This is a genomic window from Faecalibacterium sp. AF10-46, assembly GCF_003604105.1.
GTDB lineage: Bacteria > Bacillota > Clostridia > Oscillospirales > Ruminococcaceae > Faecalibacterium > Faecalibacterium taiwanense.
Genome location: NZ_QVGY01000001.1, coordinates 326729 through 344626 on the forward strand (window position 1 = coordinate 326729; position 17898 = coordinate 344626).

Consider the following 17898-nt stretch of genomic DNA (forward strand, 5'->3'; position numbering starts at 1 on the left):
GCGGGCTGTTCTGCGAAAAAAATTTACATATTAAATATAGTGTAACATAACTTCTTATAAAATAAAATGCAGCAGGGGAAGACAGAATCCACAAAATTGAAAGAGAATTTTTGGCAGCTGAGTGTGCGGTGCAAAATGCCCGCAAAAAGGCGGGAAAGCGGAGAAACGATGAATCGTTAAAAAATTGTAGAACTTTGCGCGACAGATGTTGATTCGCATGGACTTTTATAGAATCTCTTGCATTTTTATGGAAAATTCAGTATAATAAAACTAATTTTGAAAGCTCACACAGACAACCAGGAGGTCTTACCATGGCTTCAAAGATCAATAAGGGAGAAATCCTCGCCAAGTTTTTTGATGACGGGGAATACACTGCACTGTTTGCTGACGGTGCAGTGAGCGCTGCCTGCGGCTATGCGGCAGGTCAGCAGGCTTACGCTGTTTACCAGAACGGCGAAGCTGTTACCGTAAAGGATGTTGAAAAGAACATCAAGGTTCTGGAGATGGCAGCTCAGACTGGCTGCCCGGTCGTCACCTTCTACAACTCCGTCGGCGCAAAGCTGGCTGAGGGTCTGGACGTGCTGACCGCCAGCGCAAAGCTGAATGCGCAGATCGCAAAGGTTTCCGGCGTGATCCCGCAGGTGGCTGTTGTTCTGGGTGTCTGCGGCGGCACCAGCGCACTGAGCGCTGCCAATGCAGATGTCTGCATCATGGCTGAGGGCGCAGAGCTGTTCTTCACCGCTCCGTTCACCTCTGCTGCCAAGGGCGACAAGGTGGCCGATGCCGGCACCGCAGCCGCCGCTGCAAAGGCTGGCGTGGCTGCCATTGTGGCACCCACTGCTGAGGAAGCTGCCGAGAAGGCTGCTCACATCGTGGGCCTGCTGCCGGCCAACAACCTGACCGGCCCTGCGATCTTTGAGTTCGAGCAGCCCACTGCTGCTCTGACTGCCGGTGCAGAGCCTGCAAAGGCTGCTGCTGCCGTGGTCGATAAGGACAGCGCTGTGGAGCTGTATGCAGGCTTTGGCAAGTCTGTTTACACTGCATTTGCCACCGTGGGCGGCAACGCCGTGGGCGTTGTGGCCACCGGCAAGACCCTGTGCCACAACTGCGTGGCCAAGGCTTCCCGCTTTGTGCGTCTGTGCGATGCCTTCAGCGTGCCGGTGATCACCATTGTGGATACCGAGGGCTTTGTGCCCAGCGCGACCGATGACATTGCAGGCGGCATCCGTGAGGCTGCCCGTCTGGCTGCTACCTATGCCGACGCTACCACCGCAAAGGTGGCTGTGCTGGCTGGCAAGGCCGTCGGCCCTGTTTACACCGCTCTGGCTGCTGCCGATCTGCGCATTGCCGTGGCTGGCTGCACCGTCAGCGCACTGGAACCCAGCGCAGCGGTCAGCGTCCTGTACAAGGAAGAGATCGATGCTTCCGACAACATCATTGCAGCCACCAACGCAAAGGCTGCTGCTTACACCGCCGAGGTGTGCAGCGCAGCAAATGCAGTTGCCTGCGGCGCTGCTGACCTGACCTGCGATGCAGCCAATGTGCGTGCAAGCGTTGTTGCCGCACTGGAACTGCTGAGCACCAAGCGTGCTGCCCGCCTGCCCAAGAAGCACGGCAACATGGCTCTGTAATCGTCTGTATAAATCTTTTTGATACGATTTTGATTTGGAGGATCCTTCCATGAAGTACTACAATATTACCGTCAATGGCGTTGCTTACAGCGTCTCCGTGGAGGAGACTGCCGCTGGTGCTGCTCCGGTTGCTGCTGCAGCTCCTGCCGCACCCGCTGCTCCTAAGGCTGCTCCGGCTCCCGCTGCTGCTCCCAAGGCTGCTGCAGGCGCTGCTGGTGCCGTTGCCGTCAAGGCTCCCATGCCCGGCAACATTCTGGATGTCAAGGTCAAGGCCGGTGCATCCGTGAAGGCTGGCGACGTGCTGGTGATCCTGGAGGCCATGAAGATGGAGAACGAGATCGTTGCTCCGCAGGATGGCACTGTGGCTTCCATCAACGTCAACAAGGGCGACACCGTCAACTCCGGTGACGTTCTGGTTTCCATGAACTAAGGGAGAGGTGACAATCATGGCCAAAAAGCCGATCAAGGTTACTGAGGTCGTCCTGCGCGATGCCCACCAGTCTCTGCTGGCCACCCGCATGACCATGGATGAGATGCGTCCCATCCTGCCGGAAATGGATAAGATCAACTACTTCTCCGTGGAGTGCTGGGGCGGCGCTACGTTCGACAGCTGCATCCGCTTTCTGGACGAAGACCCGTGGGAGCGCCTGCGCATCCTGCGCAAGGAGCTGCCCCACCAGAAGCTGCAGATGCTGTTCCGCGGCCAGAACATGCTGGGCTACCGCCCCTACGCAGACGATGCCGTTGAGTACTTTGTGCAGAAGTCTGTTGCAAACGGCATCGACGTGATCCGTATTTTCGATGCACTGAACGATCCGCGCAACCTGCAGACCGCCATCAAGGCAGCCAACAAGGAAGGCGCTCATGTGCAGGGCTGCATCAGCTACACCCTCAGCCCCGTGCACAACAACGAGTACTTTGCAGCCTACGCCAAGACCCTGGAGGAGATGGGCGCAAACTCCATCTGCATCAAGGATATGGCCGGTCTGCTGACCCCCTATACCTGCTACGATCTGGTGAAGAAGCTGAAGGAGACCGTTAGCATCCCTGTTGACATCCACAGCCACTACACCGCAGGTCTGGCTTCCATGTCCATCCTGAAGGGCATCGAGGCAGGTGCCGACATCATCGATACCGCCATGAGCCCCCTGAGCCTGGGCACCAGCCACATGCCCACCGAGAGTCTGGTCGCTGCCCTGCAGGGCACCGATTACGACACCGGTCTGGATCTGAAGCAGCTGAACGTTGTGCGCGCATACTTTGCAAAGCTGCGCGAGAAGTACATTGCCAACGGCCAGATCAGCCCGAAGAGCCTCGGCGTGGATGCAAACACCCTGCTGTATCAGGTGCCGGGCGGCATGTTCTCCAACATGCTCAAACAGCTGAAGGATGCCGGCAAGGAAGATAAGCTGGACGAAGTGCTGGCAGAGATCCCCCGTGTCCGCGAGGATGCAGGCTATCCGCCGCTGGTCACCCCCACCAGCCAGATCGTTGGTACGCAGGCTGTGTTCAACGTGATCCTGGGCGAGCGCTACAAGATGGTCACCAAGGAGTTCAAGGGTCTGGTCCACGGTGATTACGGCAAGACTCCCGCTCCCATCAAGCCCGAGTTCACCAAGAAGATCCTGGGCGACGAGCAGCCCATTACCTGCCGCTTTGCTGATACTCTGGCTCCTGAGATGGACAAGCTGAAGGCAGAAGCTGCCAAGTGGGCAACGCAGGAAGAGGATGTGCTGACCTACGCAATGTTCCCGCAGGTGGCACCCAAGTTCTTTGAAAAGCGCAATGCCAAGAAGCAGGGCGTGGACGGCGACCATGTGGACTACACCAATCAGTCTCATCCCGTCTGATCTTTCATAACGGATCCAGGGGCTTCCCGCTTTTGCGGCGGGAGGCTCCTTTTTGTGTTTTGCACCGGATCTGGCCCCAAAAATGGGCGGCGGCTCATTGACATGAAAATCCATCCATTTTATAATGAATCAAAATGGATGCAGCCGACACCCGGGCATCCCCGGAAAAAGAAGAGGTGATCTGCATGAGAAGCATCACGGTACAGCGCCTTGCGGAATTTACAGAGCAAGATTATGAATTTACCTTCGGCATCACTCGGAAGGAATTTGCCCAGATGCTGGAAGCACTGAATGCGGCTTATTGCAAGGAGCACCGGCGCAGGCCGCATTTTACCAAGATCACAATGCAGGATAAGCTGGTGCTGACTTTGCTCTACCGCCGCGAGTACCGCAGCATGGAGAACATTGCGGCAGAATACGGTGTCTCCCGCGATACCATTGCGGACAATATCCACTGGGTGGAGCGCGCACTGCTGAACGCAAATCTGCTGCAGAACAGCGTGACCTGCGTATATAAAACCAACTGAAACAGGCTCTGATACAGGATCGGAAGATTTTGTATCAGAGCTTTTTTGCTTTGCACCGTGTATTGCGGCCGGTTTTGGCGGCGGCACGCAACAGTGCACCTTGAATTTTGGGCCGAAGAATAGTAAAATGAAACTATATGTATCGTAACATGGGTTTGTGTACCCAAAGGCGGATACGTATACCGAAACTTGTAAGCTGAAACACTGAAAATGTAAGAACAGGAGAGCGTTATGATCTTAAGCATGACCGGCTTTGGCCGGGGGACTGCTGTGCGCAATGGCCGTGAGATCACGGTGGAGCTGCGCAGCGTGAATTCCCGCTACTTTGAGTATTCTTCGCGCATCCCGCGCACCTGCAGTTATCTGGACAGCCGCCTGAAAAAGCAGCTCAACGAGCGCATTTCCCGCGGCAAGGTGGAGCTGAACATGACCGTGCAGAATGTGGACGCTGCCGATACGGTGGTGGCCGTCAACATGGAGCTGGCACGCAGCTACCAGCAGGCCATGCGGGATATTTCGGAACAGCTGGGTGTCAAGAACGATATCTCTGCGGGCGTGCTGACCCGCTTCCCGGATGTGCTCACCACCCGCCACGCGGATGTGGACGAGGAACAGCTGTGGGAAGATGTTTCTGCCGTTACCGCACAGGCGCTGGACCGCTTTGTGGAGATGCGCGCCGCCGAGGGTGCCAAGATGAAGGCAGACGTGGAAAACCGCCTGAACTTCCTCGAGGAGTGCGTGGGCAGGGTGGAGACCTTGAGCGCAGGCCGTGTGGAAGCCTACACCAACCGCCTGTACGAGAAGCTCAAGGTCATTCTGGAGGATCGCGATATCGACGATGCCCGCGTGCTGACCGAGGCCGCTATTTTTGGTGATAAGACCGCTGTGGATGAAGAGACGGTGCGCCTGCGCAGCCACATTGCGCAGTACCGCGATATCCTCAAGCTGGACGAGCCGGTGGGCCGCAAGTTGGACTTTTTGACGCAGGAGCTGAACCGCGAGACCAATACCATCGGCTCCAAGTGTCAGGATCTGGATATCACCCGCATCGTGGTGGATATGAAGGCGGAGATCGAAAAGATCCGCGAACAGATCCAGAATCTGGAGTGATACAGAGAATTCGGAGGGGTTTATGAAGCTCATCAACATCGGGTTTGGCAATATGGTCAGTGCAGGCCGTGTGGTGGCAGTGGTCAGCCCGGACTCCGCCCCGGTCAAGCGCCTTGTAAAGGAAGCGCGGGAGCGCGGAATGCTGATCGATGCATCCTATGGCCGCAGTACCCGTGCAGTGCTTATCATGGACTCCGATCACGTGGTGCTCTCGGCGCTTCAGCCGGAAACGGTGGCCAACCGTGCGGCAGGGCAGGAGGGCAAAACACCAGCAGAGGAGGAACAGACCCATGGCGAACGATAAATATTTGTTTGTGGTCTCCGGCGCGGCCGGTACCGGCAAGGACAGCGTGGTGAAGGCACTGCGCGAAGCACACCCGGAGATCGAAAAGACTGTTTCCGCCACTACCCGCGCACCGCGTCCCGGTGAGCAGGAGGGCGTGGACTATTATTACCGCACCCGGGAGCAGTTCCAGCAGCTGATCGAGAACGATCAGGTAGTGGAGCACAACTTCTATAACGGCAACTACTACGGTACCCTGCGCGAGGAAGTGGACAAGCGCCTTGCAGCCCGGAAGGTGGTCGTTCTGGTCATCGATGTGCACGGCGCAGCGAACATCCGCCGCATGTTCCCGGGCGCGACCACCGTGTTCCTGCTGCCGCCGTCGGTGGAGGAGCTGGAGCACCGTCTGCGGGGCCGCGGCACCGAGACTGAGGACAGCATTCAGGAACGTCTTGCCACCGCCCGGCAGGAGCTGGCCCAGCAGGATAAATTCACCCTGAAGCTGGTCAACGACCAGGTCGATACCTGCGCCGATGCACTGTATCAGGCCATCTGCCAGCGCATTGGTGCCGCAGAATAACATTTTGAAGGAGCTGGACGAATGCCCAAAACGGTAGGCGTTGCCGTCAGCAATGCGACCTTCCACTTTGATAAGCTTTATACCTATGCCGTCATGCCGGATCAGCAGAATGCGGTAAAACTTGGCAGCATGGTGCTGGTGCCCTTTGGCCGCGGCAGCCGCGCCCGCATGGGCGTGGTGCTGGCCTGCGATGCCGAACCGGAAAGCGCAAAGCTGAAATATCTTTTCGATGTGGCCCCGGCTTCGGCCTGCCTGACCCCGGAACTGCTGCGGCTGGTGCACTTTTTGAAGGAGCGCACCTTCTGCACCTATTACGAAGCGGTCAAGGCGGTCATTCCCTATGGTGCACAGTACAAGCCTGCCGTGGCGGCGGACGGTGTAACGCCGGTGCTGCAAAAGCAGCTCACCCGCCACACCGAGAACTCCTACCGCCTTGTGGGCGGGCTGCCGCCAAAGCCGAAGCCGACAGCCAAGCAATTGGCGGCAGTGGCGCTGCTGGGCGGCGGGCCGCGCACCCTGAACGAGCTGGAAGACAAGGGCATCAGCCGTGCCGTGCTGGATAACCTGTGCGCCAAAGGCGTGCTGGAATGCAGCAAGGTGAATAAATCCATCGACCTGTATGCGTCCATTCCGCTGAAAAACGAGCCGATCACCCTCACGCAGGAGCAGCAGGCGGCTTACGATGCTCTGCTGCCAAAGCTGGAAGACGATGCACCCCACTCGGCGCTGCTCTACGGCGTGACCGGCAGCGGCAAAACGCTGGTGTTTTTAAAGCTCATTGCCCGCTGTCTGGAGCAGGGCAGGCGTGCGCTGGTGCTGGTGCCGGAGATCAGCCTGACCCCGCAGATGATCCTGCGGCTCAAGAGCCAGTTTGGCCGCAGGGTGGCGGTGCAGCACTCTGCCCTCAACCACACGGAACGTCTGCTGCAGTGGCAGATGATCCAGGACGGCGGCGCAGATATCGTGGTGGGTACCCGCAGTGCCATCTTTTCGCCGCTGGAAAACATCGGGCTCATCATCATCGATGAGGAGCAGGAGCACACCTATCGCTCGGAATCCGCGCCCCGCTATTCTGCCCACGAGGTGGCCCGGCAGCGCGCGGCGGAAAACGGTGCATTGCTGCTGCTGGCAAGCGCCACCCCCAGCACCGAGAGTTTTTACACGGCCCAGCATGGCCGCACCCAGCTGGTGCGGCTGACCCAGCGCTACGGCGGCAACCCGCTGCCCACGGTGCAGATCGTGGATATGCGCGCAGAGCTGGCGGCAGGCAACCCGCGGGAGATCAGTCTGTCGCTGGAAGATGCCATCCGCCGCAATCTGGATGCAGGCAAGCAGACCATTTTGCTGCTGAACCGCCGGGGCTACCAGACCATGGCCCAGTGCGAGGACTGCCGCGAGGTGCTCAAGTGCACAAAGTGCAGCGTGCCGATGGTGTACCACAAAGCGGCGCACAAGGTATTGTGCCACTACTGCGGCAGCCAGATGGAACCGCCCACTGTGTGCCCCGCCTGCGGCGGCAAGCTGCAGTACCGGGGCTTCGGCACCCAGAAAGCCGAGGAAGAGCTGGCAAAGCTGTTCCCGGACGCGCGGGTGCTGCGCATGGATCAGGATTCCACTGCCGCAAAGGATGCCCACGAAAAGCTGCTGGCAAAATTTGCAGATCACGAATATGACATCATGGTGGGCACCCAGATGGTGGCCAAGGGACTGGATTTTGAGGATGTGACCCTTGTGGGCGTGCTGGGCATCGACTCGCTGCTGTTTGCGCAGGGCTTCCGCGCGTATGAGAACGTGTTCAGCCTCATCACACAGGTGGTGGGCCGCAGCGGACGGGCCAGAGACCCCGGCTTTGCCATCATCCAGACCACCGACCCCGATAACCCGGTGCTGAACCTTGCCGCCGCGCAGGACTACGATGCCTTTTTTGAGCAGGAGATCGCCTACCGCAAGCTGGGCCTGTACCCGCCCTTCTGCGGGCTGTGCGTCATTGGCTTTGCAGGCGCAAAGGAGATCGAGGTGGCACGGGCGGCGGCGCGCTTTGCGGCCCTGCTGGGCCAGCAGGCGGCAAAACAGCCGGACCTGCCGCTGCGGGTGCTTGGCCCCACGCCCGGCAGCATTGAGAAGATCAACGACACCTACCGCTACAAACTTACCATCAAGTGCCGCAACGACCGCCGCTTCCGCGACCTCGTGCGCAGCACACTGGAAAGATACGAACAGGAAAAACTTCCGTCCAAGGCCACCGTTGCGGTGGACCTGCACTCGGACGGTGACATCTGATTTGGAGGTACCATAAATGGCAATCCGTAACATTGTAAAAGAGGGCGATCCCATCCTGAACAAGGTCTGCCGCCCCGTCACCACCTTTGATGACCGTCTGGCTACCCTGCTGGACGACATGCACGAGACCATGATCGCCGCCGACGGCGTGGGTCTGGCCGGCCCGCAGGTGGGCATGCTGCGCCGTCTGTTCGTGGTGTGGGACACCACCGACGCGCCCGAGGAGATCCCCGAGGATTACGAGTACAAGTTTATCGACTTTGTGAACCCGGAGATCCTGGCCGTATCCGAGGAAGAAGAGACCGCCTACGAGGGCTGTCTGTCCTTCCCGGGCCACAACGGCGCTGTGACCCGCCCCGCCGCGGTCAAGGTGCGCGCACAGGACCGCCACGGTGAGTGGTTCGAGCTGGAAGCCGAGGATCTGCTGGGCCGCTGCATCCAGCACGAGAACGACCATCTGGACGGCATTACCATCATGCAGTCCAGCGAGTATTTCTATGAGGATACCGAAGAGGGCAAAAAAGCTGCCCGCGAAGCGAAAGGAAACAAGTAATGCGCATTTTGTTCATGGGCACGCCGGATATTGCCGCAGAGTGCCTCAAAGCCCTGTATGCCGCCGGGCATGACATCTGCGCGGTGTACACCCGGCGGGACAAGCCGGTTGGCCGCAAGCAGGTGCTTACCGCACCCCCGGTCAAGGAAGTGGCCCTTGCCCACGGCACGCCGGTGTTCCAGCCCCGCACCCTGCGGGACGGCAGCGAGGACGAGAACATCCGCGCACTGGCCCCGGAACTGATCGTGGTGGTGGCTTATGGCTGCATCCTGCCGAAGTCGGTGCTGGAAACGCCGAAATATGGCTGCATCAACCTGCACGTCTCCCTGCTGCCCAAGTATCGCGGCAGCGCTCCGGTGCAGTGGGCCGTGCTGAACGGCGATGCCGAGACCGGCGTTTCCATCATGCAGATGGACGAGGGCCTTGACACCGGCGATGTGCTCTGCTGCGAGAAGATCGCCATTGACCCGGAGGAGACCAGCGGCCAGCTGTTTGACCGCGTAACTGCCGTGGGTGCCCGTGTGCTGTGCGAGGTGGTGTCCGCCATCGCCGCCGGAACGCTGAAACCCCAGCCGCAGGATCATGAGAACGCCTGCCTTGCACCTATGCTGAACAAGGAGATGGCAGAGTTCCGCCTGACCGAATCGGCTGCCCACATCCACAACTGGGTGCGCGGCATGAACCCGTGGCCCGGTGCATGGTTCGTCACCTCCGGCGGCAAAAAGCTCAAGGTGATGGAGTGCCGTGCCGTGGAAGCTCACGGTGAAGCGCCCGGCACCGTGCTGGCCACAAAGCCGCTCACGGTGGCTTGCGGTGAGGGGGCCGTCCAGCTGCTGAATGTGGTGCCGGAAGGCAAAAAGACCATGGACGGCACCGCCTTTGCGGCCGGTCAGCGCCTGAAAACGGGGGATATCCTCTGATGGCGGCGAATCCCCGCGCGGCGGCAGTGGCGGCGCTGGTGCGGCAGGAGCAGGATGGTTTTTCCAACCTTGTTCTGGATGCCGAACTCAAGCGCCAGCAGCTGGAAGGCCGCGATAAAGCATTTGCCAGCGCCATCTTTTACACGGTGCTGGAACATCAGGGCACGCTGGACTACATCCTGTGCCAGTTCCTGCCCAAGGGCCTTGCCAAGCTGGATGCACCGGTGCGCGAAATATTGCGCGCGGCGCTGGCGCAGGCCCGCTATATGCAGGTGCCGGTGTCCGCTGCGGTGAACGAGGCCGTCAAGCTGACCCGTGCCTTCAAAAAATCCAGCGCATCCGGTCTGGTCAACGCCGTACTGCGCAAGGCGTGCAGCTACGACCTGAGCACCGCAAGCTTCAAAAACGAAGTGGAGCGGCTCATGGTGCTTGGCTCTGCCGGGCGGGATGTGGCGGAATTTCTGCACAAAAACTACCCGGACGAAGCACTGGATATCCTTACCTACAAGGCCGACGGCGGCATGACCAGCCTGCGGGCGAACCCGCTGAAAGGCAGTGCCGATGAGCTTTGTGCAAAGCTGCTGGCTTCCGGCGCAAAGGAAGCAAAGCGGGGCATTGTGCCCGGCAGTGTGCTGGCCCGGTTCGAGGGCAGCCCGGCGGAAAATGAGCTGTTCCGGCAGGGGTACTTCCATGTGGAAGGGCAGGCCAGCCAGCTGGCGGCGCTCTGCGTGGACGCACAGCCCGGAGAAACAGTCATCGACCTGTGCGCCGCGCCCGGCGGCAAGACCATCCTGCTGGCCGAGCAGATGCACAGCACCGGCAGGCTTTACAGCTGCGATGCCGCCGAGAACCGCGTGGGCCTGATCCGCACGGCAGTGCAGCGCATGGGCCTGACCAATGTGGAAGCCCTGTGCAACGATGCCACAAAGGTGAACCCGGCCCTGCCGCAGGCCGACCGCATTTTAGCGGATGTGCCCTGCAGCGGCCTTGGCATTCTGGCAAAAAAGCCGGATCTGCGCTACAAAAAGCTGGAACCGGCCCGCGAAGCTGAATTATTGGCCACGCAGTCGGCCATCCTCGATACGGCGGCACAGCTGCTGAAAGCGGGCGGCAGGCTGGTGTACTCCACCTGCACCATTGACCCGGCAGAAAACCAGCAGCAGATCGCGGCATTTCTGGCCCGCCACCCGGAGTTTACGGTGGTGGAGCCTGCCGCAGCGCTGCCCGCCGGGATGACGGCAGGGGAGCACGGCGCGCTTTCGGTGCCCACCCGTACCGGCATGGACGGTTTTTTCCTGTGTGCCATGCAGAAAAACGGGGAAAAGCTGCAATGAAACAGGTGGCTTGTTCGTAAAAAACAATAGGAGAACACAATGGAACAAAAACGCTGTATCTCTTCCTTTACGCTGGCAGAGCTGACCGCTGAACTGAAAGCGATGGGTCAGCCGGGCTTCCGGGCAAAGCAGATCTTCCACTGGGTGCACCAGAAGCTGGTCACCGAGTTTTCTGCCATGACCGACCAGCCCAAGACCCTGCTGGCAAAGCTGGAAGAAAGCTTCTACATTGCCGCGCCCAAGATCGAGCGCAGGCAGGAAGCAAAGGACGGCACGGTAAAATATCTGCTGCGCATGGCAGACGGCAACTGCATCGAGACTGTCGTGATGCGCTACCACTACGGCAACACGGTGTGTGTGTCCACGCAGGTGGGCTGCCGCATGGGCTGCCGCTTCTGCGCGTCCACCCAGGCGGGCCGCGTGCGCGATCTGGAAGCAGGCGAGATCTGCTCTGAGATCTATACCGCCCAGAAGGATATCGGGGAGCGCATTTCCCACATCGTGCTCATGGGTATTGGCGAACCGCTGGATAATTTTGACGAAGTGATGAAGTTTCTGGAGAACATCACCTCGCCCGAGGGCGTGAACATCGGGATGCGCAACATCAGCCTTTCCACCTGCGGTCTGGTGCCCAAGATCGACCAGCTGGCCGAGAAAAAGCTGCAGCTGACCCTCTCGGTGTCGCTGCACGCACCCAACAATGAAATTCGCAGCGGCATGATGCCGGTGAACGATGCCTATCCCGTGGAAGTGCTGATGCAGGCCGTGCGCCGCTATCAGGACACCACCGGCCGCCGCGTGAGCTTTGAATATTCCATGGTGCGCGGTGTCAATGATTCCGATGCCTGCGCCAAACAGCTGGCAAACCTGATCCGGGGCATGGGTGCCCATGTGAACCTGATCCCCATCAACCCGGTGGACGGCAGCCCGTACTCGGCCACCGATGCAGCCAACGTGCACCGCTTCCAGCAGAAGCTGGAGAGCCTTGGCGTGAACGCTACGGTGCGCCGCCGCCTTGGCAGCGAGATCAGCGCCGCATGCGGCCAGCTGCGCCGTGACGAAATGAACGGGAAAGCGTAAAGATTAAAGGGAGAAGCCTATGAAACTTGCAGGAAAAACGGATGTCGGCAGGGTCCGGCAGGATAATCAGGACGATTATCGCGCAGGAGAACTGCCCGGCGATGCCGCATGGCTGCTGGTATGCGACGGCATGGGCGGTGCACGCGGCGGCAGGGAAGCCAGCCAGAGCGCGTGCGATGTGATCGAGCACTGCTTTCAGGAGCAGTATGCTTCCAAGTGCCTGCCCGGCGAAGAGGAGACCTTTTTGAAAAAGAGCCTGCTCAGCGCCAACCGCTTTGTGTTCCAGAAGGCCCTGCGTGAGGAATCGCTGGCGGGCATGGGCACCACGGCTGTGTGCGCACTGGTGCGCGGCGGCAAGGTGTTCCTGTGTCATGCAGGCGACTCGCGGGCGTACCTGTACCGGGACGGCAGGCTTGCCCAGCTCACCCACGACCACTCCTATGTGCAGGAGCTGGTGGACTGCGGCACCATTACCGTGGAGGAAGCCGAGCACCACCCTCAGAAAAACATCATCACCAAGGCGCTGGGCGTGGACTACCGGCTGGACCCGGAGTTCACCACCGCACCGCTGCAGAAAGGGGATATCCTGCTGCTGTGCTCGGACGGCCTGACCAATGCCGTGCCCAGAGAACAGCTGGAACAGCTGCTGCGCACCGGCGGGTTCTACGACCTGCCGGACCTTCTGATCCGCACGGCCAACGAGAACGGCGGCCCGGATAACATCACCGCGCTGCTGCTGCGTGTGGAGGAGGTGCGCTGATGGACAACCTGATCGGCAAAAAGCTGGACGGCCTGTATGAGGTGCGGGAGCTGATCGGTTCCGGCGGCATGGCAAACGTCTACAAGGCGGTCATGCTGGGGCACAACGGCCCGGTGCCTGCCGGTACCGTGGTGGCGGTAAAGGTGCTGCGGCAGGAGTATATGCACGACCCGGACCTTGTGCGCCGCTTTAAAAATGAATCCAAGGCCATCTCGCTGCTGAACCACCCCAACATCGTAAAAGTATACGATGTATCGGTGAATGATGATCTGCAGTATATCGTGATGGAATATGTGGACGGCATGACATTGCGCGAGTACCTTAACCAGCGCGGCGGCAGGCTGACCAACCGGGAGACCGTGCACTTCATCTCCCAGATCTTAAAGGCGCTGGAACATGCCCACGCCAACGGTGTGGTGCACCGGGACATCAAGCCCCAGAACATCATGCTTTTGGACAACGGCCAGCTGCGCATGATGGATTTTGGCATTGCGCGCATCTCCCGTGCCGAGAACCAGCTGCTGAGCGGCAAGGCCATGGGCAGCGTGCACTATATCAGCCCGGAGCAGGCCAAGGGCGATGAGACCGACTGCACCAGCGATATCTACTCGGTGGGCGTGATGATGTACGAGATGCTCAGCGGTCATCTGCCCTTTGATGCAGACGACATGGTGGAAGTTGCCATCAAGCAGATCTCCGATCAGCCGAAGTCTTTGCACGAGATCGCGCCGGAGGTGCCGAATGCACTGGTGGAGATCACCGAAAAGGCCATGGCAAAGCTGCCGCAGAACCGCTACGCATCCGCCCGCGAAATGCTGGATGCGCTGGACGCCTACGTGCACAACCCCTCCGTGATGTTCGAGTACAAATATATTACAGAAGATGCACCCGAAAAGGTGGTGAAACGTACCATGAACCAGAACCGTGCAAACCGTCAGGCCGAAAAGCCTGCGCCCCGCGGCAAAAAGGCCGCACCGCGCAAGAAAAAGCGCACCATCTTCCTGCCGGCACTGTTCGGCATTACCATTGCATTTGCGCTGGCGTGCCTTGCGCTGTGCTGGATGATCCTGAACGATTCCTCCAACCTGATGAACAACAAGGCCGATATCACGCTGGGCGATTATATCGGCATGACGCAGGACGAGGCTGCTGCCACCGAGCAGGTGGTCTCCGGCCAGATCAGCGTTACCTGGGAGCAGGAGTACAACAGTGACTATGCGGCGGGCTATATCTATAAGCAGTCGCCGGTGTCCGGCCGCACGGTGCGCGAGGGCCAGAATGTGACCCTGACTGTGAGCCTTGGCACCCAGTACGTTACCGTGCCGGACCTGACCAACTATGTGCAGGCCGATGCAGAGCAGCAGCTCAAGGAGCTGGGTGTCTCGGTGCTGGTAACGCAGGCTGTGGATACCTCTGTGGCATCCGGCGCGGTGATCCGCACCGACCCGGCGGCGGGCAGTCAGGTGGCTGCAGGCAGCACTGTGGTGATGTATATCAGCCGCCCGCAGGTGGCAACCACCACCAAGGTGCCCTCGCTGACCGGCATGAGCACCGCTGATGCCCGCACCCTGCTGGTGCAGAACCATCTGGGCCTTGGCAGCCAGACCGAGCAGTACAGCGACCAGCCGGTGGGCACTGTCATCAGTCAGGACCCGGCGGCAGGCTCTACCACAAAGCTGAACGGCCGCGTGAACATTGTGGTAAGCGCAGGGCCGGAGCCTGCACCGGAACCGGAAGCACCCAGCGACAGCACCACCGGCGGCGACTGGTGGAGCGGCCTGTTTGGCGGCAGCTCCTCTTCTTCCAGCACCGAGACCGGCACCGAACAGGGCACAGCGGGCAGCGGCGACTCTTCGCAGAAACCGCTGACCGACTGGTGGTCCTCGCTGCTGAGCTGACGGAGGCGTGCATGAAGGGATATATCACAAAGGGCATCGGCGGCTTTTACTATGTAAAAACGCCGGAGGGCATTGTGGAATGCAAGCCCCGCGGCATTTTCCGCAAGCAGAAGATCACGCCGGTGGCGGGCGATGAGGTGACGCTGGAGACCGAGAACGGTGCAGCCGTCATTGCCGAGATCGCACCGCGCAAAAATGTGTTCGTGCGGCCTCCGGTGGCAAATCTGGATGTGCTGTTCCTTGTGGCCAGCACCACCCAGCCCACGCCCAGCACGCTGGTGCTGGATAAGCTTGCCGCCATTGCGGTGGACAAGGGCGTGCAGCCGGTGATCGTGTGCACCAAGGGCGACTTGGCCGAGGCGGAATTCCTGCGTAAGGCCTACGAAAGATCGACCCTGCCGTTCATCCGCATCGATTACGAGACCGGCGGCGGGCTGGACGAGGTGAAGCAGTGGATCAGCGGCAGGCTGTGTGCGTTCTGCGGCAACTCCGGCGTGGGAAAATCCACCCTTTTGAACCATCTGCTGCCGGAAGCAGAGCGCGAGACCAGTGCCATCAGCCAGAAGCTGGGCCGCGGCCGCCACACCACCCGTGAGGTGACGATCTTTGAAGCCTTTGGCGGGCGCATTGCGGATACGCCGGGCTTTGCCAGTCTGGAAGCGAACCGCGCCGGGTTCATCCCCAAGGAAAATCTGGAACATGCGTTCCCGGAGTTCGGGCCTTATCTGGGCCAGTGCCAGTTCACCGGCTGCTCCCACCGCAGCGAAAAAGGCTGTGCCGTGCGCGCCGCACTGGCCGAGGGCAGGCTCTCCCAGACCCGGTACGACAGCTACTGTGCCATGTACGAGGAAGTCAAGGACGTGAAGGATTGGCAGCGCCCGAAAGTATAAAGGATAAGGAAGAGATTCATGTCACGCTGTGTGATCATTTCGGCCTGCCCGGTTTCTCCGGAGCTGGCAGAGGCCCTGCGGCCGGACGACTTTATCATTGCCTGTGATGCAGGCTACCGCAACTGCGCACCTCTGGGGCGTAGACCCAACATCATCGTGGGTGACTTTGACACCGCCCCCTGCCCGGAACAGCAGGACGACGATATCATCGTGCTGCCCCATGTGAAGGACGATACCGACACCGAGTATGCTGCAAAGCTGGTCTCGGAAAAGGGCTTTGACGAGGTGCTGCTGCTGGGCGGCCTTGGCGGCAGACGGGTGGAACACACCCTTGCAAACCTGTGCACCGGCCTTGGGCTGGAACAGCGCGGTGTGCGCACCACCCTGCTGGATGAGCGCAGCCGCATCACCTACGTGATGCCCGGCGAGACCCGCCGCTACCCGAAGGAGAAGTACTTCTTCTTCTCGGCCTTCCCGATGGAGGGCAGGGCGCAGGGCGTGTGCGAGCGCGGCTCCTACTATGAGCTGACCGATGCGGAGCTGACCGCCAGCTACCCGCTGGGCGTCAGCAACGAGTACGCTGCCGGGTCGGACTGCATCACCATCTCCACCCGCAGCGGTGCGCTGGTGGTGGTGGAGACCATCGCAGACTGAGCGCTGCTGCCCTTGCCGGAACGTTCCGGCCCCTGCCTGCATAGGATGGGCCAGAAAACGGAAAGGCGGGGAGCATATGCAGGTAGTTGTGATCCGAAGCCCCAAGGCGCTGCGCGGCATTCTGCGCAGATTGTTCGGCATTCAAAAACAGTAAAAAAGATCCCCTCGCTGCTGGTCGGCGGGGGGATCTTGCTTCATAATACTCCTTTTTATTGCGTCAGGGCGTTGTAACAGGCATCGAACGCCTGCATAAAATCAGTGATCTCCTGTTCCGTGGTCAGGTGGCTCAGGCTGATGCGCCACGAGGACAGCGCGTTGCGCCGATCATGGCTCACGGCAAACACGGCGCGGGAGGGCAGGCCGTCCGAAGAGCAGGCCGATTTGACCGAGACGCATACGCCCTGGGCATCCAGCTCCCGCTGGAACACGGTGCCCTTCACGTTCTGTACGCTCAGGTTTAAAATCTGCGGCACGGCGGTGTCCGGGCTGTTGATGCGCACCTTGGGGTATTGGGCAAGCCCGGTGCGCAGGCGGGCGTTCAGGGCGCGGATGTGCTCCACCCGGGCGGGCAGCTCGCTCACTGCCTTTTCCAGCGCCAGCGCCAGCGAACAGGCCAGCGCCACGGTGGGGGTGCCGCTGCGGTAGATGGTGGTGCTCTCGCCGCCATGGATGAGCGGCTCCAGCGCAAGGCCGCGCCGCTTGACCAGCACACCGATGCCGTTCAGCCCGTAGAACTTGTGGGCGGTCAGGCTCATGGTGTCGATGCCCGCAAAGCTGACCGGCAGCTTGCCCACGGCCTGTGTGGCATCCACATGGAAGTGGCAGTGGGGGCAGGCCTTCAACATTTCCGCGATCTCGGCCACCGGCTGCACCACACCCAGCTCACTGTCCACGGCAGTGACGGCCACCAGAATGGTGTCCGGGCGCAGCAGTTCTTTCAGGTGGGCAAGGTCCACCGTGCCGTCCTGCCGGATGTCCACAAGGTCGATCTCGTATCCCTGCTCCTGCAGGGCGGTCAGGCTGCCGCTCACCGAGGAATGCTCCAGCGGGGTGGAAATGATGTGTCTGCCATGGTGGCGCTCCAGCCGGGCGATGCTCTTGATGGCAAAGTTGTTGGCCTCGCTGGCACCGGATGTATAGATGATCTCGGCGGGCTGCACATTCAGACTGCGGGCAATGCTCTGGGTGGCGGCATCGATGGCAGCCTTTGCGGCAGTGCCTGCTGCGTGGCGGGAATTGGCATTGCCCGGGCAATTGCGCTCCACCTCGCAAAAGCGCTGTAAAACCGCTTCGTCTACCGGGGTATTGGCGGAATAATCCAGATAGATCATAAACTCTCCTGATAATTCTCTTATAATACAGATTGCAATGGTAGGCTATATTATAGTGCGCTTTGGGCCGGATTGCAAGAGAAGCGGCGCAAACTTCCGGGCTGGAAATACAGGAGAATTGTGCAAAATGGTTGCACACCGGCCAAAAGTCTGCTATAATCTCTTGAAGGACTGCCCGCCGCGGCCTTTTGCGGGGCTTTTGGCGGCGGTTTGGAAA

Annotated in this window: 17 protein-coding genes; 16 read left to right on the plus strand and 1 reads right to left on the minus strand. The window is 60.1% G+C overall.

The annotated features are described in order from the left end of the window. Positions 1–311: 311 nt before the first annotated feature. From DWV57_RS01585 to DWV57_RS01660, 16 genes are all read left to right on the plus strand, one after another. Positions 312–1631, plus strand: coding sequence for a carboxyl transferase domain-containing protein (locus DWV57_RS01585; protein ID WP_118527907.1), 1320 nt, complete (start codon positions 312–314; stop codon positions 1629–1631). Between the two features lie 49 nt (positions 1632–1680). Then, positions 1681–2061, plus strand: coding sequence for a biotin/lipoyl-containing protein (locus tag DWV57_RS01590; RefSeq protein ID WP_005940233.1), 381 nt, complete (start codon positions 1681–1683; stop codon positions 2059–2061). Positions 2062–2077: 16 nt separating this feature from the next. Next, the gene (locus DWV57_RS01595; protein WP_005940236.1) at positions 2078–3481 is read left to right on the plus strand and encodes an oxaloacetate decarboxylase subunit alpha; all 1404 of its coding nucleotides are present in this window, start codon (positions 2078–2080) and stop codon (positions 3479–3481) included. A 185-nt stretch (positions 3482–3666) separates the two neighbouring features. After that, entirely contained in the window at positions 3667–4008 is a 342-nt protein-coding gene (locus tag DWV57_RS01600) for a transposase family protein (protein ID WP_118528073.1), read from the plus strand. Positions 4009–4239: 231 nt separating this feature from the next. Next, positions 4240–5118 (plus strand): YicC/YloC family endoribonuclease, encoded by an 879-nt coding sequence (locus tag DWV57_RS01605; RefSeq protein ID WP_120019722.1) that lies wholly within the window; start codon positions 4240–4242, stop codon positions 5116–5118. 22 nt (positions 5119–5140) lie between these two features. After that, complete coding sequence (locus tag DWV57_RS01610; RefSeq protein ID WP_005940246.1) at positions 5141–5422, plus strand: DUF370 domain-containing protein; 282 nt, start codon at positions 5141–5143, stop codon at positions 5420–5422. Continuing rightward, positions 5409–5981, plus strand: coding sequence for a guanylate kinase (gmk, locus tag DWV57_RS01615; RefSeq protein WP_120019723.1), 573 nt, complete (start codon positions 5409–5411; stop codon positions 5979–5981). Before DWV57_RS01610 ends, gmk begins: the two co-directional genes overlap by 14 nt. Positions 5982–6002: 21 nt before the next feature. Next, positions 6003–8261 (plus strand): primosomal protein N', encoded by a 2259-nt coding sequence (priA, locus tag DWV57_RS01620; protein ID WP_120019724.1) that lies wholly within the window; start codon positions 6003–6005, stop codon positions 8259–8261. 16 nt (positions 8262–8277) lie between these two features. After that, the gene (gene def, locus DWV57_RS01625) at positions 8278–8814 is read left to right on the plus strand and encodes a peptide deformylase (RefSeq protein ID WP_097777944.1); all 537 of its coding nucleotides are present in this window, start codon (positions 8278–8280) and stop codon (positions 8812–8814) included. After that, positions 8814–9734, plus strand: coding sequence for a methionyl-tRNA formyltransferase (gene fmt / locus DWV57_RS01630; RefSeq protein WP_120019725.1), 921 nt, complete (start codon positions 8814–8816; stop codon positions 9732–9734). The genes def and fmt overlap by 1 nt, the downstream gene beginning before the upstream one ends. Continuing rightward, positions 9734–11068 carry a 16S rRNA (cytosine(967)-C(5))-methyltransferase RsmB gene (gene rsmB, locus DWV57_RS01635; RefSeq protein ID WP_118527897.1) on the plus strand — a complete coding sequence of 445 codons (1335 nt, stop codon included), beginning with the start codon at positions 9734–9736 and terminating at the stop codon, positions 11066–11068. Before fmt ends, rsmB begins: the two co-directional genes overlap by 1 nt. 39 nt (positions 11069–11107) lie before the next feature. After that, a complete protein-coding gene (gene rlmN, locus DWV57_RS01640) occupies positions 11108–12148 on the plus strand; it encodes a 23S rRNA (adenine(2503)-C(2))-methyltransferase RlmN (RefSeq protein ID WP_120019726.1) in 1041 nt (346 codons plus the stop codon). Between the two features lie 19 nt (positions 12149–12167). Further along, positions 12168–12908, plus strand: a complete 741-nt coding sequence (locus DWV57_RS01645) for a Stp1/IreP family PP2C-type Ser/Thr phosphatase (RefSeq protein WP_120019727.1) — start codon at positions 12168–12170, stop codon at positions 12906–12908. Next, positions 12908–14806, plus strand: coding sequence for a Stk1 family PASTA domain-containing Ser/Thr kinase (gene pknB, locus DWV57_RS01650; protein ID WP_120019728.1), 1899 nt, complete (start codon positions 12908–12910; stop codon positions 14804–14806). The genes DWV57_RS01645 and pknB overlap by 1 nt, the downstream gene beginning before the upstream one ends. A gap of 11 nt (positions 14807–14817) precedes the next feature. Continuing rightward, positions 14818–15696, plus strand: a complete 879-nt coding sequence (gene rsgA / locus DWV57_RS01655) for a ribosome small subunit-dependent GTPase A (RefSeq protein ID WP_097777939.1) — start codon at positions 14818–14820, stop codon at positions 15694–15696. An 18-nt stretch (positions 15697–15714) separates the two neighbouring features. Next, positions 15715–16350, plus strand: coding sequence for a thiamine diphosphokinase (locus tag DWV57_RS01660; protein WP_044953453.1), 636 nt, complete (start codon positions 15715–15717; stop codon positions 16348–16350). Positions 16351–16559: 209 nt separating this feature from the next. On the opposite strand, the gene DWV57_RS01665 is transcribed toward DWV57_RS01660, so the two are convergent. Beyond that, positions 16560–17681 (minus strand): cysteine desulfurase family protein, encoded by a 1122-nt coding sequence (locus DWV57_RS01665; protein ID WP_120019729.1) that lies wholly within the window; start codon positions 17679–17681, stop codon positions 16560–16562. Positions 17682–17898 lie beyond the last annotated feature (217 nt).

Coding starts and splice junctions, on each gene's coding strand:
- DWV57_RS01585 (WP_118527907.1), top strand. CDS start 312: ATGGCTTCAAAGATCAATAAGGGAGAAATCCTCGCCAAGTTTTTTGAT.
- DWV57_RS01590 (WP_005940233.1), top strand. CDS start 1,681: ATGAAGTACTACAATATTACCGTCAATGGCGTTGCTTACAGCGTCTCC.
- DWV57_RS01595 (WP_005940236.1), top strand. CDS start 2,078: ATGGCCAAAAAGCCGATCAAGGTTACTGAGGTCGTCCTGCGCGATGCC.
- DWV57_RS01600 (WP_118528073.1), top strand. CDS start 3,667: ATGAGAAGCATCACGGTACAGCGCCTTGCGGAATTTACAGAGCAAGAT.
- DWV57_RS01605 (WP_120019722.1), top strand. CDS start 4,240: ATGATCTTAAGCATGACCGGCTTTGGCCGGGGGACTGCTGTGCGCAAT.
- DWV57_RS01610 (WP_005940246.1), top strand. CDS start 5,141: ATGAAGCTCATCAACATCGGGTTTGGCAATATGGTCAGTGCAGGCCGT.
- gmk (WP_120019723.1), top strand. CDS start 5,409: ATGGCGAACGATAAATATTTGTTTGTGGTCTCCGGCGCGGCCGGTACC.
- priA (WP_120019724.1), top strand. CDS start 6,003: ATGCCCAAAACGGTAGGCGTTGCCGTCAGCAATGCGACCTTCCACTTT.
- def (WP_097777944.1), top strand. CDS start 8,278: ATGGCAATCCGTAACATTGTAAAAGAGGGCGATCCCATCCTGAACAAG.
- fmt (WP_120019725.1), top strand. CDS start 8,814: ATGCGCATTTTGTTCATGGGCACGCCGGATATTGCCGCAGAGTGCCTC.
- rsmB (WP_118527897.1), top strand. CDS start 9,734: ATGGCGGCGAATCCCCGCGCGGCGGCAGTGGCGGCGCTGGTGCGGCAG.
- rlmN (WP_120019726.1), top strand. CDS start 11,108: ATGGAACAAAAACGCTGTATCTCTTCCTTTACGCTGGCAGAGCTGACC.
- DWV57_RS01645 (WP_120019727.1), top strand. CDS start 12,168: ATGAAACTTGCAGGAAAAACGGATGTCGGCAGGGTCCGGCAGGATAAT.
- pknB (WP_120019728.1), top strand. CDS start 12,908: ATGGACAACCTGATCGGCAAAAAGCTGGACGGCCTGTATGAGGTGCGG.
- rsgA (WP_097777939.1), top strand. CDS start 14,818: ATGAAGGGATATATCACAAAGGGCATCGGCGGCTTTTACTATGTAAAA.
- DWV57_RS01660 (WP_044953453.1), top strand. CDS start 15,715: ATGTCACGCTGTGTGATCATTTCGGCCTGCCCGGTTTCTCCGGAGCTG.
- DWV57_RS01665 (WP_120019729.1), bottom strand. CDS start 17,681: ATGATCTATCTGGATTATTCCGCCAATACCCCGGTAGACGAAGCGGTT.